Annotated in this window: 20 protein-coding genes; 16 read left to right on the forward strand and 4 right to left on the reverse strand. The window is 50.6% G+C overall.

The window, feature by feature from the left end; genetic code table 11:
* Positions 1–1,134 (forward strand): glutathione-independent formaldehyde dehydrogenase, encoded by a 1,134-nt coding sequence (locus tag ACCW76_RS18230; protein ID WP_436339592.1) that lies wholly within the window; start codon positions 1–3, stop codon positions 1,132–1,134.
* A gap of 157 nt (positions 1,135–1,291) precedes the next feature.
* Complete coding sequence (locus tag ACCW76_RS18235) at positions 1,292–2,056, forward strand: SDR family NAD(P)-dependent oxidoreductase (protein WP_436339594.1); 765 nt, start codon at positions 1,292–1,294, stop codon at positions 2,054–2,056.
* Positions 2,057–2,130: 74 nt separating this feature from the next.
* Here ACCW76_RS18235 and ACCW76_RS18240 read toward each other — a convergent pair whose 3' ends face one another.
* On the reverse strand, positions 2,131–2,820 hold the full coding sequence (locus tag ACCW76_RS18240) for a DUF421 domain-containing protein (RefSeq protein WP_436339596.1): 690 nt from the start codon (positions 2,818–2,820) through the stop codon (positions 2,131–2,133).
* A gap of 433 nt (positions 2,821–3,253) precedes the next feature.
* Here ACCW76_RS18240 and ACCW76_RS18245 point away from each other — a divergent pair, with 433 nt between their 5' ends.
* The 6 genes from ACCW76_RS18245 (at position 3,254) to lysC (ending at position 6,406) form a co-directional block, all read left to right on the forward strand.
* Entirely contained in the window at positions 3,254–3,850 is a 597-nt protein-coding gene (locus ACCW76_RS18245) for a helix-turn-helix transcriptional regulator (RefSeq protein WP_436339597.1), read from the forward strand.
* 17 nt (positions 3,851–3,867) lie between these two features.
* Positions 3,868–4,152 (forward strand): hypothetical protein, encoded by a 285-nt coding sequence (locus tag ACCW76_RS18250; protein ID WP_436339598.1) that lies wholly within the window; start codon positions 3,868–3,870, stop codon positions 4,150–4,152.
* Positions 4,153–4,204: 52 nt separating this feature from the next.
* Positions 4,205–4,906 (forward strand): antitermination protein Q, encoded by a 702-nt coding sequence (locus ACCW76_RS18255; RefSeq protein WP_436339599.1) that lies wholly within the window; start codon positions 4,205–4,207, stop codon positions 4,904–4,906.
* A 217-nt stretch (positions 4,907–5,123) separates the two neighbouring features.
* Positions 5,124–5,345 (forward strand): phage holin, encoded by a 222-nt coding sequence (locus ACCW76_RS18260; protein ID WP_436339600.1) that lies wholly within the window; start codon positions 5,124–5,126, stop codon positions 5,343–5,345.
* 3 nt (positions 5,346–5,348) lie between these two features.
* On the forward strand, positions 5,349–5,855 hold the full coding sequence (locus ACCW76_RS18265) for a lysozyme (protein ID WP_436339602.1): 507 nt from the start codon (positions 5,349–5,351) through the stop codon (positions 5,853–5,855).
* A 281-nt stretch (positions 5,856–6,136) separates the two neighbouring features.
* Positions 6,137–6,406: an Rz1-like lysis system protein LysC gene (gene lysC, locus ACCW76_RS18270; RefSeq protein ID WP_436339604.1), complete on the forward strand. Its 270-nt coding sequence runs from the start codon at positions 6,137–6,139 to the stop codon at positions 6,404–6,406.
* A gap of 411 nt (positions 6,407–6,817) precedes the next feature.
* On the opposite strand, the gene ACCW76_RS18275 is transcribed toward lysC, so the two are convergent.
* Positions 6,818–7,084 carry a hypothetical protein gene (locus ACCW76_RS18275; RefSeq protein ID WP_436339605.1) on the reverse strand — a complete coding sequence of 89 codons (267 nt, stop codon included), beginning with the start codon at positions 7,082–7,084 and terminating at the stop codon, positions 6,818–6,820.
* Between the two features lie 285 nt (positions 7,085–7,369).
* Between ACCW76_RS18275 and ACCW76_RS18280 the strand changes: the two genes are divergently transcribed.
* The 4 genes from ACCW76_RS18280 (at position 7,370) to ACCW76_RS18295 (ending at position 9,070) form a co-directional block, all read left to right on the forward strand.
* Positions 7,370–7,570, forward strand: a complete 201-nt coding sequence (locus ACCW76_RS18280; protein ID WP_283227924.1) for a hypothetical protein — start codon at positions 7,370–7,372, stop codon at positions 7,568–7,570.
* A 41-nt stretch (positions 7,571–7,611) separates the two neighbouring features.
* Complete coding sequence (locus ACCW76_RS18285) at positions 7,612–7,845, forward strand: hypothetical protein (RefSeq protein WP_436339607.1); 234 nt, start codon at positions 7,612–7,614, stop codon at positions 7,843–7,845.
* 242 nt (positions 7,846–8,087) lie between these two features.
* Positions 8,088–8,399, forward strand: coding sequence for a KilA-N domain-containing protein (locus tag ACCW76_RS18290; protein WP_436339608.1), 312 nt, complete (start codon positions 8,088–8,090; stop codon positions 8,397–8,399).
* A gap of 419 nt (positions 8,400–8,818) precedes the next feature.
* A complete protein-coding gene (locus tag ACCW76_RS18295) occupies positions 8,819–9,070 on the forward strand; it encodes a bacteriocin immunity protein (protein ID WP_436339610.1) in 252 nt (83 codons plus the stop codon).
* Positions 9,071–9,182: 112 nt separating this feature from the next.
* Here ACCW76_RS18295 and ACCW76_RS18300 read toward each other — a convergent pair whose 3' ends face one another.
* Both ACCW76_RS18300 and ACCW76_RS18305 read right to left on the reverse strand, forming a co-directional pair.
* A complete protein-coding gene (locus ACCW76_RS18300; protein WP_436339611.1) occupies positions 9,183–9,740 on the reverse strand; it encodes a YfbU family protein in 558 nt (185 codons plus the stop codon).
* Between the two features lie 113 nt (positions 9,741–9,853).
* The gene (locus ACCW76_RS18305; protein ID WP_436339612.1) at positions 9,854–10,081 is read right to left on the reverse strand and encodes a hypothetical protein; all 228 of its coding nucleotides are present in this window, start codon (positions 10,079–10,081) and stop codon (positions 9,854–9,856) included.
* A gap of 22 nt (positions 10,082–10,103) precedes the next feature.
* Between ACCW76_RS18305 and ACCW76_RS18310 the strand changes: the two genes are divergently transcribed.
* The 4 genes from ACCW76_RS18310 to ACCW76_RS18325 all read left to right on the forward strand — a co-directional run bounded on the left by ACCW76_RS18310 (position 10,104) and on the right by ACCW76_RS18325 (position 14,403).
* A complete protein-coding gene (locus ACCW76_RS18310; RefSeq protein WP_436339613.1) occupies positions 10,104–10,673 on the forward strand; it encodes a terminase small subunit in 570 nt (189 codons plus the stop codon).
* A complete protein-coding gene (locus ACCW76_RS18315) occupies positions 10,660–12,132 on the forward strand; it encodes a DNA-packaging protein (RefSeq protein WP_436339615.1) in 1,473 nt (490 codons plus the stop codon). Before ACCW76_RS18310 ends, ACCW76_RS18315 begins: the two co-directional genes overlap by 14 nt.
* 72 nt (positions 12,133–12,204) lie before the next feature.
* Positions 12,205–13,545, forward strand: a complete 1,341-nt coding sequence (locus ACCW76_RS18320; protein WP_436339616.1) for a DUF4055 domain-containing protein — start codon at positions 12,205–12,207, stop codon at positions 13,543–13,545.
* A 105-nt stretch (positions 13,546–13,650) separates the two neighbouring features.
* Positions 13,651–14,403, forward strand: a complete 753-nt coding sequence (locus tag ACCW76_RS18325) for a DUF6651 domain-containing protein (RefSeq protein WP_436339617.1) — start codon at positions 13,651–13,653, stop codon at positions 14,401–14,403.
* The last annotated feature ends 12 nt before the right edge of the window (positions 14,404–14,415 follow it).

Raw genomic sequence — 14,415 nt, forward strand, 5'->3', positions numbered from 1 at the left:
ATGAAAGCGATTGTTTATAATGGGCCTTTTGATGTCTCTGTTAAAAATGTGCCTGATGCGAAAATTGAACGTGCCACGGATGCGCTTATTCGCATCACAACCACCAATATCTGCGGCTCTGATTTACATATGTATGAAGGGCGAACCAGCTTTGAGCAGGGCCGTATTTTCGGTCATGAAAATCTTGGGGAAGTGATTGAGGTAGGAAGTGGCGTTGAGCGCATCAAGGTGGGGGATCGTGTCTGTATGCCCTTCAATGTGGGATGTGGGTTTTGTGAAAATTGTGAGAGGGGTCTGACGGGGTTCTGTCTGACGGCAAACCCCGGCAGTGCGGGTGCCGCGTATGGCTTTGCAGAAATGGGGCCCTGGGACGGTGGTCAGGCGGAGTTATTACGGGTGCCGTTTGCAGACTTCAACTGTCTGGTACTGCCTGAGGACGCATTTGATAAAGAGGAAGACTACGTCATGCTCTCTGATATCTTCCCGACAGGATGGCATGCAACGGAACTGGCAGGTCTGCGGGCAGGGGAATCCGTCGCCATATACGGCGCAGGACCAGTGGGGTTAATGGCTGCCCACTCCGCAGTCATAAAGGGGGCCTCTCAGGTCTTCGTTATCGACACCCACAGCGATCGTCTGGCACTCGCAGAAAAGCTCGGCGCAACGCCTGTGAATGCGGCCGGTGATGAAGCGGTGCAGAAGATTCTTGAACTGACGGACGGCAGAGGCACGGACTGCGGCTGTGAATGTGTAGGGTATCAGTGCTGTAACAAGCATGGCCATGAAGACAACAGCGCCACCATGAACAGTCTTGTGGCATCCACCAAGGCAACAGGGGGCATCGGTGTCGTCGGGGTGTTTGTTCCTCAGGATCCAGGTGCAAAAAGTTCTCTGGCCCAGGAAGGAAAAATGCCTTTCGATTTTGGCAGTTTCTGGTTCAAGGGGCAGTCTATCAGAACGGGCCAGGCCAACGTCAAAGCCTATAACCGCCAGCTTGCGCGCCTGATTCATCAGGGTAAAGCCAGCCCGGGACAAATTGTTTCACACCGGTTGAGCCTGGCTGAAGCGCCTGAAGGCTACAGCAACTTTGATAAAAGAGAGCCGGGATGGACAAAGGTCATCCTGAAGCCTTAAGAGGTTGTCACCCAAAACATGTCAGCCTTGCCAATGAACTGCAGGCCTGACATGTTGCTTTTCACTTACCCTCCGTCCTACTGGCGCTGCTTCGCTTGAACTCCCGTTCATGGCTGCCAGGCTTAGTTTCCACATATTCAAAAAGTGAGGAGTAAGTATGTCGAGATTTTCAGAAAAAGTTGTCGTGATTACCGGCGCAGGTTCCGGCATTGGTGCTGCTGCCGCAAAGCGTTTTGCCAGTGAAGGGGCTTCAGTGGTGCTGGTGGGGAGAACCCGTGAAAAACTCGAAAACGTACTTAATACACTACCTGGTTCGCAACACCTGATTGCTCAGTGTGACGTCGGCGATCCGGAACAGGTAAAACAGCTGTCAGAACAGGTACAGCGCTCATTTGGCAGAGTCGATGTGCTGGTGAATAACGCAGGTAGCGTGGTTCAGGGGAAAGTCCATGAAGTCTCAGTCGAGGACTGGCGAAAACTCATGAGCACCGATTTGGATGGTGTTTTCCACTGTACCCATTTCTTCATGCCTGGTTTACTTAAAACCAGGGGAAATGTTGTAAACACTTCTTCAGTATCCGGACTGGGTGGTGACTGGGGGATGAGTGTCTACAATGCGGCTAAAGGTGCGGTAACGAACTTTACACGCGCGCTGGCTATGGATTATGGCGCTGACGGAGTCCGGGTTAATGCGATTTGCCCCGGGTTCACCCTGACCGATCTCACCGAAGATATGAAGGATAATAAAGCGCTGCTCGAACGCTTTTATGATCGTATCCCTTTGCAGCGTGCAGGAGAAGCTGAAGACATCGCCAGTGCTATTGCATTCATTGCCAGTGATGATGCGCGATACATCACCGGGGTGAACCTGCCAGTCGATGGCGGTCTTACCGCGTCGAACGGTCAACCTAAACAGGCGTAATTTTCAGTATTCTGGAGGAGACCATATGCTCTCCTCCTTTCCTTGCCGTAAGTCCCACAAAAGGCATTACCGCTTCAGGTACGGATGGTGTGTAACGCCAGTGACCATGTGTTACGTCCGCATTCTGCACACCGTTCCTGATGACCCGTCATTATCGTCTTTGTGACGCCGCAGCGATTGCAGGCATAAAGTCCGTCGTGAGGAATACGTGTGTAGCATAAGCGGTGTTCCGCCGGAAGCACCGACAATCCAGGCACTACCTCGTCATCCCTGTAGAAATAGAGGCTTAGCTGGCCATCGACTTCCACCAGGCCTAGCCGAATCTGCCCAAGGTGCTCCGCTCCTTTCAGGCGCAGCTCCATCAGGAATTCATCTTCTGAAATATTGAGTCTGTCCAGATTAGCCGACACGTATTTTCCGTCCGCGATCAGCGTCACTACGTCACCTTCCACCAGCGTGGATATGTAGGAAGACTTCGTCATGGCCCATGTGGTTAATCTGTAGAGAAGGAGTAGAACCACGAATACGAGAATGACGGGCAGAACGGGGACATCATCATAGAAAGTGACATCCCCTGAAGCAGAGCCCAGTGTCAGTATGACCACGACCTCAAAAAGCGACAGTTGCTGGACACCTCTTCGCCCAGAGATTTTGAGGAAAATGAACACGACAGCATAAGCGATAAATACACGAACGATGACTTCGAATAAAAATGTGTAAGGTTGATCGTTGATAAGAAATTTATGCAGATCGAAGCCTCCCATAGAATCTCCTGAACAGGGTGGGGTTTGCTGAATGTGTTGATTATAGTAATTATAGACGCAAGACCATAAGGCGGTAACCCAATTGGGTTAGGTTTAGAAAAGCCTCATCCAAAACATCCCCCGTTGATATTTGCAGGTGTTTGCGTTTGTTCTTTGCTTTACTCACCTAGTTGACACGCGAAAGATATATTTTTCACAAGATTTTAAGGCTAAGAAAAACAACTAAAATCATTCTGAAAGTTAATCCTATTTCATTGTAAGGAGTCGTGGCTTTTTGTTGATATTAAAAGGTGATGGCTGAAAAGGTAAATGTAACCGCAAATTTAAGGTAAACGATTGCGTTGATTGCCCGATCGAAAGTTAGTAGTAATAAATGTCGCCAGGGAAGGCTTAATCTACTTTAAATAATGAATCTGTTGATGGAATTAATATTATGGTGGGTAGCAAAAGATTTGTTGTGGTAATAGGTGCAGATAATATATTGCACTGCGGTCTTTTTCATTTAATTGAAGGTGAGTGCATAAAAAGAAATCTTGTCCCTGTTTACTCAGCAAACGATCATGACTTCTGGATAAGAATACCTGAACAGCATTCAGGTCCGTTCAGTCTTGGCATTCTTTGCCTGGGTACTGACGATTTCTTCCCGACCTGGTTCAGCACCTTTTTAACGCTGCTCAGAAAGACCAACGGCAATATTCTGATCTTCACTGACAGTCACGAGTTGCTGGACAGGCGTAAAAAAAACCTTTTGGCGCGCGTCTGTGAGCTGGAACATGTTCTGGATGTGTCTATGCCCGTGAGTTATATCTCGTTTCTGGTGGAGTATTATATGAGCCGTGACTGCTCTGTCCGGGGGAACTGTAAGATGTCGATGCGTGAACTTACCGTCATCGATGGCTTTCTGAATGGTGTCGACGCCGTCTGCCATTCATCCTGGATGGGTATTTCCACCAACACGCTCTACCAGCATCGCAAGAACTGCGCCAACAAACTCGGTGTCAGAAATCTGAAAGAATTACTCAGGCTTTAAAGTTCAGGGGAAGCAGCGTGCCGATCATTAACATCTCTAAAATCGACTGGTTCCGTATCCTGTCAGACATGAGCCGATCAGGCTACTCGTTGCAGGACATCGCTGAGGAACTGGATGTCGTCGCCTCCACGCTTATTGGATGGAAAAAAGGCGCCAGCCCTCGTCACCATACTGGTGAAGCGCTCATTGAACTGTGGTGCCGTGTAAACAGTAAAGGAAGAGACGAATTGCCAAAGGAGAAGTTTGTACAGAAATTCATTTTTCACTCAGCCAGTCGTGCCTGTCGTCATTCAGAAAAATGAATCGGGTCGCTCTCATAGTGCCGGATGACTTTACCGGCACGGAGTATTCCTGATGAAACTTGAAAGTGTTGTTAAGTATCACTCTCCACGATCGCTCTCACCTCATGCCCTCAGCGTAGCCACCTCACCGGACAACCTTTCTGGTACCGATGTGATGGCTGCGCTAGGCATGGCGTTAAAGAGGGCACCCCTGGGTTATTCGGCGTTTTGCAGCAAGATGAACCTCAGCCAACGTGACAGAAAACGTACTGTTGAGTTACTTACCGTAGTGGGCCTCAGGGTGTCCGGCCGTTATCCGGCGCTGACAAAATTAAGTGTCAGAGAGCAAAGGGCGGTCATCAAGGTTATCGCAATCTACGCTTACCTCGATTACGCGCGAAGTCCGGAGACAGAGATTCCCTGCCATGCATGTTCCAGCACGGGTTTCAGAAAAGGTAAGCGGTGCAGTAAGTGTGCGGGTAAAGGGATGACGCGTGCTGCCTGTAAGGACTGCAAGGGGCGGGGCCAGTCAGTTAACCGAATTAAGACCGAACTGCAGGGCGTACCGGTCTATCAGGACTGTAAGCGCTGTGGCGGGCGGGGATTTGAACGTATCCCGTCAGCAGTAGTGTTCAGGGCGTTGTGTCAGGTATCCAGCGGTATCTCTCTGGATACCTGGAACAAGAGCGTTAAACAACTTCTGGACTTTCTCATTGCGGAGCTGCACAGAGAAGAAGCCTGGGCTGACAAGCAAATTTCTCGCATCACTAAGTAGCGAGCGATATACACAGTAGCTATGAAATAGCCTGCTATTTACTTTTCCATTTTTTGGGGTAAACTTGCTCTAACAATGGGTCACTGACTCTAAAAAAGCTTACAAGCCCTGGCATATCAAAACCGACGGGGCTTTTTTATTTCAAGATTTTCCTCCGCTGCACAGTATCTCTTTTCAGGCAGCCTGTTTTATCCTTACTTCATTACGGCATAACCCCATGAGCAAACTGACGACAGGTGCAGCTTACAGCGCATCTGCGGGTGCCATCGTGCACAGCATACTGACATGGTTCAGCCCGGAAGAATGGAGTGCACTGGGTGTGCTGGTGGGTATCAGCATCGCCATCGTGACCTGCATTGTGAACTGGTATTATAGGCGTAAAGCCACACTCGCCAGTATTCGGGCTAACAGGTGTTATTGCAGTCCTGCCAGAGACTGAACCGTGGCTCTTTCATATGCCCTACGAAAGCGCCTACTGGCGGTGGCCAGCGCGGGTGCGCTCACTATTGCCGCGACATTGCTTGGCGGCTCAGATGGACTGGAAGGGCGACGCTATATCCCGTATCTGGATGTGGCGGGCGTTTTAACTGTGTGTGACGGGCACACCGGTGCTGATGTCATCAGGGATAAAAGCTATACCGATTCGGAGTGCGATGGCCTGCTGCGAAGCGATCTGCAGCAGGTGAAAAACAGCGTAGATGCTCTCGTCAATGTTCCTCTCAATGATTACCAACGCGCTGCGCTTTACAGCTTTGCATTTAACACAGGTACATGCGCATTCGCTTCTTCTAAACTTCTGTTGAAACTGAATGCCTGCGATATCAACGGAGCGCGTGAAGAACTGCGCCGCTGGATTTATGCAAAGGGTGTAAGGCGAAAGGGGCTCATCAACAGAAGACAGATCGAACGCTGGCTGTTTGAAGTGAAAAACAAAGATGACCTGCGGTAAAAGAAAAATATCTCTGCTGGTGGTTGTCGTATTGCTTTCAGTAAATCTGATAGTGGGCCTCACGGCATACAATCAGCATGTCAAAGCAACTCTGCTCAACCTCAAGAACCAGCAGTTAGCGTCTGAAAAACTATCTGCAGAAGTCATTACCCGAAATGTCATCCAGACCACACTTCTCATGCACGACCTGGCAAGAGCATCTGCGAGGGACAAAGATAGTCTTCGGGAGAACAGCGAGCGAAGGGTGGTTGTCATCCGAAAACTGGTCAAGGAGGACAACTGTGCTGTTGAGCCTGTTCCTCATGACGCAGTTGAGCAGTTGCGTGCGCACCGAAACGAAATACGTTAGCGCACCCGCAGTACCATTGCCTGAAAGCTTACTGAGCGATTGCACGGTACCTGAACTTCCAGAGCACTTCACCTGGGGAGCCAGTCTTGAGCTGAATGAAAAACTGCTCACCGAGCTACAAAACTGCAACAGAGATAAAGCCGCAATACGAGAAATTGAAGATGCCAGACATTCAGTGGATCGTAACCAAAGCAACCAGTGACGTCAGTATTCAGGCATTAAATGGCATGAAAAAAATGCGTTTTTTAATTTTTAAAAGAATCATCTGATAATAGGTAGCTTATATAAGACGTTACTTAATGCATCACACAGATGTTTTAAGCCAAGCGCGTCGAAGGGAATAACTTCTACCCGAAGCCTTCCTCACATTTTTCAAAAGGGATGAAAAGATGTCATTCATGATGGCTAAACTTTTATCACCGATTGAGAAGGCTGGAGGAAGATATGTCTGAACGTCCAGAAACTGAACCAGATAAAGTTAAGCCGCGTCCGGGTGCTGATTAACGTTAAGTTGATAACGATGATGATGGGTGCGGTGAGTAAAGTACCACTCTCTGTCAGACGAGCCGCCTGTGGCGGCTCTGTTGTTTATCCGTAGCAGGTACCCGATCGCTTATGCTGGCTGACTGCCATCAATCGAGGGTGAATCAAAACGGATATATTGTCGTATCGCTTCGTGAAGTGCGCGTTTACGGCCGGTATCGAGCCCCCGCTCTTCGTACTCCTTAGCCATCTGAATCAGGACTTCATCGTACTTCCCTTTAAAAGTGATGTTGTTCAGGGCCACCTGTTTGATCATGAGTTCACGCAGTACATCGGTCTCGACCTTGAGGCGCAATACGGTTTCCTCAAGTTCCTTAATTCTGCTCTCAGCTGACATTGTCACTCCCTATATTTCCAATTGGACAGTATTTATCACAGACAGATAACTGCATGAAAACTATCTCATTGAATAGAGACTCGCTCAAGCAATAACAGGTATCACCAGGGGTAAGCGAACCGTTAATTAATGCCTCTCGTTACTGCTTTTCTTGCTAAGGCGATTAATTTTTCCGGGCGTTAATTTCAGGGTTTCTTTAAAGGCTTTGATTGGTATTTACTTAACTTTGAGTCCCTAGTCTGAAATATGGCCTACATTTAAACAACATTAACAGTGAGGTTATTTATGAAAGACCATAATTCTAATGAGCAACGCAAGAAAGAAGGGGATGTCCACAAGGGATTACCTGAGGCGGCACCTAATGCGGGCAACGCTTACGAAGAAGACGATCATCCGGCAAAAGACAATCCCAATGAACACGGTGAGATCCCCCGTACGCGTGATGACAGCAAAGACCATAAGCGAGATCCCTTTAAGGACAAGTAGTAAAAGCTGAACAGCCAAAACCATGTTGAAGGAGACAAATCATGAATCTTTCAAAATTAGCCAAGCATCTGGACCTCACTCAGGAAGAACTGTTGGAAATGGGGCTTAGCCCTAACGATATTCACCAAGACAACAGTCAGTCTGGTGATGATGGGCACTTATACTACTTCAACGTACCTGACGTGACGCCGGATCGCATACTGGGCAAGAAAGGCTGGTCTCTGGGTGAGCGGGTAGAAGTAGATGCCAGTGTTCTTGATGCTGATGGAGAGTAGCTAAAGTTCTAGCAGTTTCGATTGTGCTCGATGGCAATTACCCAATCCAGAAGACATTTAACATTTATGGCCGCGCCTTATCAGGTGCGGCTTTTTTACGACATAGTTTCAATCTGCGCAATCGCATGCGCGTATAACGAGAGCCTTTCATAAAGTGAGCCTGAGAAAAGCCGTTAAAGGCGGCTACCTCTCTCGGGCGGCTTTTCTGTGCGAACAGGCTCACTTTCTAAAAGGTATAATTCATGAACGTGATTCCACTGGAATACAAAGGCGAAGCTGTTTGCTTCAATACTGATGGCTGGGTCAATGTCACTGGTGTGGCTGAACGATTCGGTAAGCGAGTCGATAACTGGAAGCGATTAGTTGAAACGCTTGAATATGTCCGTTCGTTAGATCAAGCACTCACCGGTAACGAATCTAAAATTCTACATCCCTCACAATCCAGTTATGTAAGAACGAGCAAGGCTCGAAAGGACAGGGGCGGCGGCACTTGGTTGCATCCTAAGTTATCTGTGGCATTTGCTCGATGGTGCGATGCAAGCTTCGCCGTCTGATGTGATCTGCACATCGACAGCCTACTCCGTGGTGAATTGTCCGAGCAGCAGAGGTTCGAGCAAGCATGTCGCATTCGTGATGATCGTAAATCGAAAGCGAGTAAAGGAGCACGAGAAATGGCCCGTTGGAGATGGGATAGGCCAGAATTGGAAGCCAGTGTCGATTACTGGCGTGACCAACTGTAGCTAACACTGGATATTGCAATTCAGTGAAGGCGAGGCCTGAAAGTCACGAACCGCCTTCATAACGGTTATCACCACCCTTGAATGACATCCCGCCTCACATCGTGATTATTCCACCGTTAGAAAGTGAATCGACGTCGACAGTACGCCAACGGCCGTATTGCAGTAGTACTTTAACAGCAGGTGCTTAAAGTAAATTCATGAGATAACATCGATCTCCAAAAAGAGGATTAACAATGAATTTAAAGCACAGGTTCGAAGAGTATACGGAAGCAGAATTCACTCGACTGGTAAGCCTGATTTTTAGCGCTGAAGGCGGTGAAGGTTTTCAGGACGAATTGCTTGAAAATTTCATTGCAGTTACAGAGCATCCTGAGGGTTCTGATCTGATTTATTACAGCGATGACGATGAGTTGACGCCCGAAAAAGTTGTCACGACGGTGAGGCTATGGCGGAAACAAGAAGGGTTGCCCACATTCAAATCATAACGCCTTTAGGCAGAGTCTAGTTTCCTTGTTTTGAAAAAAATATTTCTGTCTTTCATCCGTTTTCGAATTAGCAGTGCCTAAAGTTAATGCCCGCATATTGCGGGCAAATTCATCAGAGATATTCAGGATGGACGCGAGCATTTAATGTGTTTATAAGCTCTTGCTTGGGTATGCCGATACCATGAGACCATTGTTTCGTTTTTGCTGGCAGGAACACCTCAAGCATGTGGGCATAAATCCCCACCGATGGCATATGTGAGTTATTTGTTAAATTATCATCACCCGAGAATCTCCCCATGGTTTTTAGCAACCCACCAATAATGAGATATTCTGTTTCATTGTTCCCGTCGAATCCCGGGAATTGCAGGTGATACTCCGCATCAAAATTTGATACAGATTGTGCAACCTCAGCTTTACCCTGCTCATCCAAGCGGTCGTATGTGTATTTGAGAATTCTATACATGTCAAACGTGTCGACAAATAATTTCACATTCTCTGGCGTATCTTCATCTGAGTGAAGGCTGGGATATTCCCAATCGATTGCCCAATACTGATCAGTGCTTAACGCTTCATCAATGAGGTCAGGGTTGAAGGAGTTTTTTATATTCAATGCTCTAAAAATCTCACAAAGCATCATGGTCTGAAGTTTTTCTTGCTGAGTGTATTTCATGATTTAGCCCCAAAGGAATTGTGTTGATGTTAGGTTAATCAAAAGGTTGCGATATTAATTAATGGTAATTTGATGATTTACAATCTTCAAATCTCCATTGCCAATGAGGCGAATTAAATCTGAGAGCCGTCTATTGTAACGCTGGCATTCGCAGAACTATTAGGTATATAGATTCTGACGGTTGAGCCTGAATCTGTTACAACCTCTATCGTTAAAGATGAGGGCGGCACCCCGGTGTCATCACCGGTAAAGGCAGTTACAATCTGTGAAGATGATTTATCTTCGATAATTGGCATTAAATCGCCATTGACTAATCCTGCATAAATTTTCACGTTGCCCATCTTTATCTCCATAAGGTTATTTATGGCACTCACCGACAAACAAGAGATGTTCTGTCGAGAGTATCTGATTGATTTAAACGCCTCACAGGCTGCCATCAGGGCAGGTTACAGCCAGAAGACCGCAAACCGCATGGGTTCTGAAAACCTGTCTAAACCTGATATATCAAAGCGCATCATCGAACTTAAAACAGCGCGCAATGAAAGGGTAGAGATAAATGCAGATTACGTACTGCAGCGGTTGGTGCAGATCGATGAGATGGACGTACTCGATATCCTGAAAGATGACGGTGGCCTTAAGATGGTGCACGAGTGGCCCAGGGTCTGGCGTACAACCTTGAGTGGTCTGGACGTGCTGACGACCGTCACCAACTTCGACGAAACCACCACTGAAAACATCCTCAAGAAGATTAAGTGGCCAGACAAGGTCAAGAATCTTGAGTTGCTTGGTAAGCACATCGCCGTACAGGCCTTCCGTGAGCAGGCTACGCATGCGCTGACGGGAAAAGATGGCGGCCCGGTTGAGGTTAAACTGCTCTCCCGCGAGGAATACCGGCAGGCGCGCCGGGAAATGTTAGAGGATGACGACTGCTGACTGTAAGACCGCTGCACGCCGTATAGAGTGTGAAGAGGACGGGATGTATTTCGCCCGTTATTTCTTCAAGCAGCGCACCGGCAGCCGGATGATAGTCGCACCACATCATCAGGTGATACAGCAGACGCTGGACCGGGTGATTGATGGCGAGATACAGCGACTCATCATCAATGTGCCACCGGGCTACACCAAGACTGAAATGGCTACCATCAACATGATGGGCCGCGGGCTGGCGCTGAACCGGCGTGCCCGCTTCATGCACTTGTCGTATTCCCACAACCTGGCGTTACTGAACTCGTCGACCACGCGCAGTATCGTTAAATCGTCAGCCTATCAGGCCATGTGGCCGATGGCGCTGCGCGATGATGCAGACAGTAAAGCCATGTGGTGGACCGAATACGGCGGCGGGGTATATGCCTCCTCCGCTGCAGGTCAGGTCACCGGCTTTCGTGCCGGGCATATGGAGCCGGGGTGGCAGGGGAGCCTCATCATTGATGACCCGGTCAAACCTGATGATGCCTACAGTGAAATTGTGCGTGACGGGGTGAACACCCGCTTCAACGAAACCATTCGCTCCCGTCTGGCCATCGAGACCACGCCTATTGTGGTCATCATGCAGCGCATTCATTATCACGACCTGAGTGGCTATCTGCTGCGGGGCGGCAGTGGTGAGAACTGGCACCACCTGAACCTGCCGGTGCTGATTGATAACACTCAGCCGTATTCAGCGCAGTATCCGGAAAATACACACGCGATCCCGGTGGAGCATGGCCTGCCTGATGGCTGGCTGTGGCCTTACAAGCACAATGAGTCACACCGGGTTTCCCTGTTTTCACACCGGCGCACTGCCGAAGCGCAGTACATGCAGCGCCCGCGGCGGTTCAATGCAGAAGGGGCACTCTGGACTGAAGCGATGGTCTCCGGCGCACGTGCGCTGGATATCGTCCTGCAGCCATCGCGTACCGTCGTGGCCATCGACCCGCAGGCCACCAACAGCGAAGAGAGTGACGAAACTGGCATTGTCGTGGCGAGCAGCTACGGGCGCGGTAACGACCGGCTGTTCTCCGCTGACGCGGACTACTCCGGTAAATACTCACCCAACGGCTGGGCGAAGCGGGCCATCCGTGCCTATGAAGAGCACCACGCTGAAGCCATTGTCATTGAGACCAATCAGGGCGGTGATATGGCCGAAGATACGCTGCGCAATGCGGGCTTTCGTGGGCGCGTCATTCGTGTCCATGCCAGTAAGGGTAAGTTTGCCCGGGCTGAGCCTATCTCTGCGCTGTACGAACAGGGCCGGGTGGCGCATCGTGGCAACCTCTATCAGCTGGAGAACCAGCTGCTGGAATATGTGCCCGCCACAGCCAAAAAATCTCCGGACCGCCTCGATGCGCTGGTCTGGGCCATTACCGAACTGTTCCAGCCGAAGAGCACGACAGTCCGTCCATTTTCTGCCTGACTGAATATCACCATGAGCAACGACGTCCGGAAGCGATCGCCAAGAATTGAGTCGATGGCCGGGTGCTGGCCCATGATTTCTGCACTGCTGGGCGGTACGGCGGCCATGCGTAAGGCAGGGAAAACGTATCTGCCACGGTGGCCCAACGAAGAGGATGCGTTTTATCAGAACCGCCTGAGTACGGCCACGCTGTTTCCGGCTTTCTCACGCACGGTTGAAGTGCTCAGCGGGAGACCTTTCTCCCGCCCGGTGACCTGGGATGAGACGGTTGTGCCCGCCCGCATACGCGAGATGTTCACCGACATTGACCTGCAGGGCACCAATCTGCACTCCTTTCTGGCTGACATCTGTGAAGAGGCCATGGCTTATGGTCTCTGCGGCATTCTGGTGGAGCATCCGCCCGCGGATAAGCCGCTTTCCCTGGCCGAAGAGCGCCAGCGCGGCCTGAGGCCATACTTCGTGAAGGTGACCGCCAACAGCCTGCTGGATTACGAGTCAGAACGCGTAAACGGGCATGAGACGTTCACCATGCTGCGCTTTGTTGAGACGGTGAGTGAGCGTGACCCGGAGAATGAATTCGTCGTGAAAGACATTCAGCAGGTCAGGGTGCTGAATCCGGGACGCTGGCGTATTTATCGTGAGAAACCCAACGGCACTAACGGTGCGCTGGAGTGGCAGCTGCACGAGCAAGGCACCACCAGTCTGAAGAAAATCACCTTTGTCCCGGTCTACGGTGACAAGCGTGGCTTCATGAACGGCAGGCCGCCGCTGGCGGAGCTGGCCTGGCTCAACGTCGAACACTGGCAGTCACGCAGCGACCAGCAGACCATTCTGCATGTCGCCCGCGTGCCGGTACTGTTTGGCAAAAAGCTCGGTGATGCGCCCATCTCTGTGGGGGCAGCTTCCGCCATCATGTCCGAAGAGGACGATGCCGACCTGCGCTATGTCGAACACACCGGGAAAGCCATTGAGGCCGGGCGGACTGACATCCTCGACCTTGAGGAGAAGATGCGCCAGATAGGGGCGGAACTGCTGGTGGTCAAGCCCGGTCATCGTACTGTGGTACAGACACTGGCAGATAACGAGGCGGGCACCAGCGCCCTGCAGCGCATGGTGTGTGACCTCACAGACGCAACCCGGCTTGCGCTGCAGTATCTGGCTGAGTGGATGGGTGAAAAAGATGGTGGCCATGTCACCATCTTCAGCGATTTCGGTGCCACCACACTCGCCGAAGCCTCGGCAGACTTCCTGATAGGTATGCATAAAGAGCGTGCGCTGTCAGACGAAACGCTGTTTAACGAGATACAGCGCCGCGGCCTCATCAACAGCGAACTCCGCTGGACGGATGAGCAGGGGCGTATCCGCGCCATGCCGCCACCCGTAACAGACAAGCCGGCACCCGACCCGGCTTAACCCTCTCAGGCCTGTGCTTTTGCACGGGCTTTTTTTATTGCCGACCGCTGCGGATGCAGTGAGGCGCCACGAGCCGGATGGCTCTTACCCGGTTGGATGACCACGATGAAACTGAAACTCGATGAGAACGGCAATGTTGTCGTGAACGATGGCAAGCCTGTGTACCTGCAGGATGACGGCAAAGAGGTTGCCTTTGATGCCCCCGGCACGCTGCAGACCATTTCGCGGCTGAACGGCGAGGCGAAGTCGCACCGCGAACGCGCGGAGACGGCAGAGACCACGCTGAAAACGTTCGAGGGTATAACCGATCCGGCTGCTGCCCTGGCCGCGTTGGATACCGTGAAGAACCTGGAAGACAAAACGCTGGTGGATGCTGGCGAGGTTGAAAAGGTGCGTTCAGAAGCGGTGCGCGTGCTGGAAGAGAAGTATGCGCCGATTGTGAAAGAGCGTGATGACCTGAGCCAGAAGCTGACTGCAGAGAAAATTGGCGGCAGTTTTGCCCGTTCAAAATTCATTGCTGAGAAGATGAGTATTCCGGCCGACCTAGTGGAAGCCCGATTTGGCAGCAATTTCCAGGTCGTTGGTGACACCGTCACGGCATTTGACCGCGAAGGCAACAAAATCTTCAGCGCCATTAAACCCGGCGAAGCGGCCGGATTCGAAGAAGCGCTGAGCATTCTCGTTGAACACTACCCCTACAAAGACCAAATCCTCAAAGGCACCGGTGCATCAGGCGGCGGTTCCGGCGGTGGCAATGGCAACACGAACCCGAACACACTGACCCGCGCACAGTTCGAATCCCTCAGCCCACAGGAGCAGAGCGAGAGAGCATGCGCGGGGGTGCAGATTACCGATTAACAGGAATGCCCT

This window comes from Pantoea sp. C8B4, from assembly GCF_051336905.1.
Lineage (GTDB): Bacteria > Pseudomonadota > Gammaproteobacteria > Enterobacterales > Enterobacteriaceae > Pantoea > Pantoea rwandensis_B.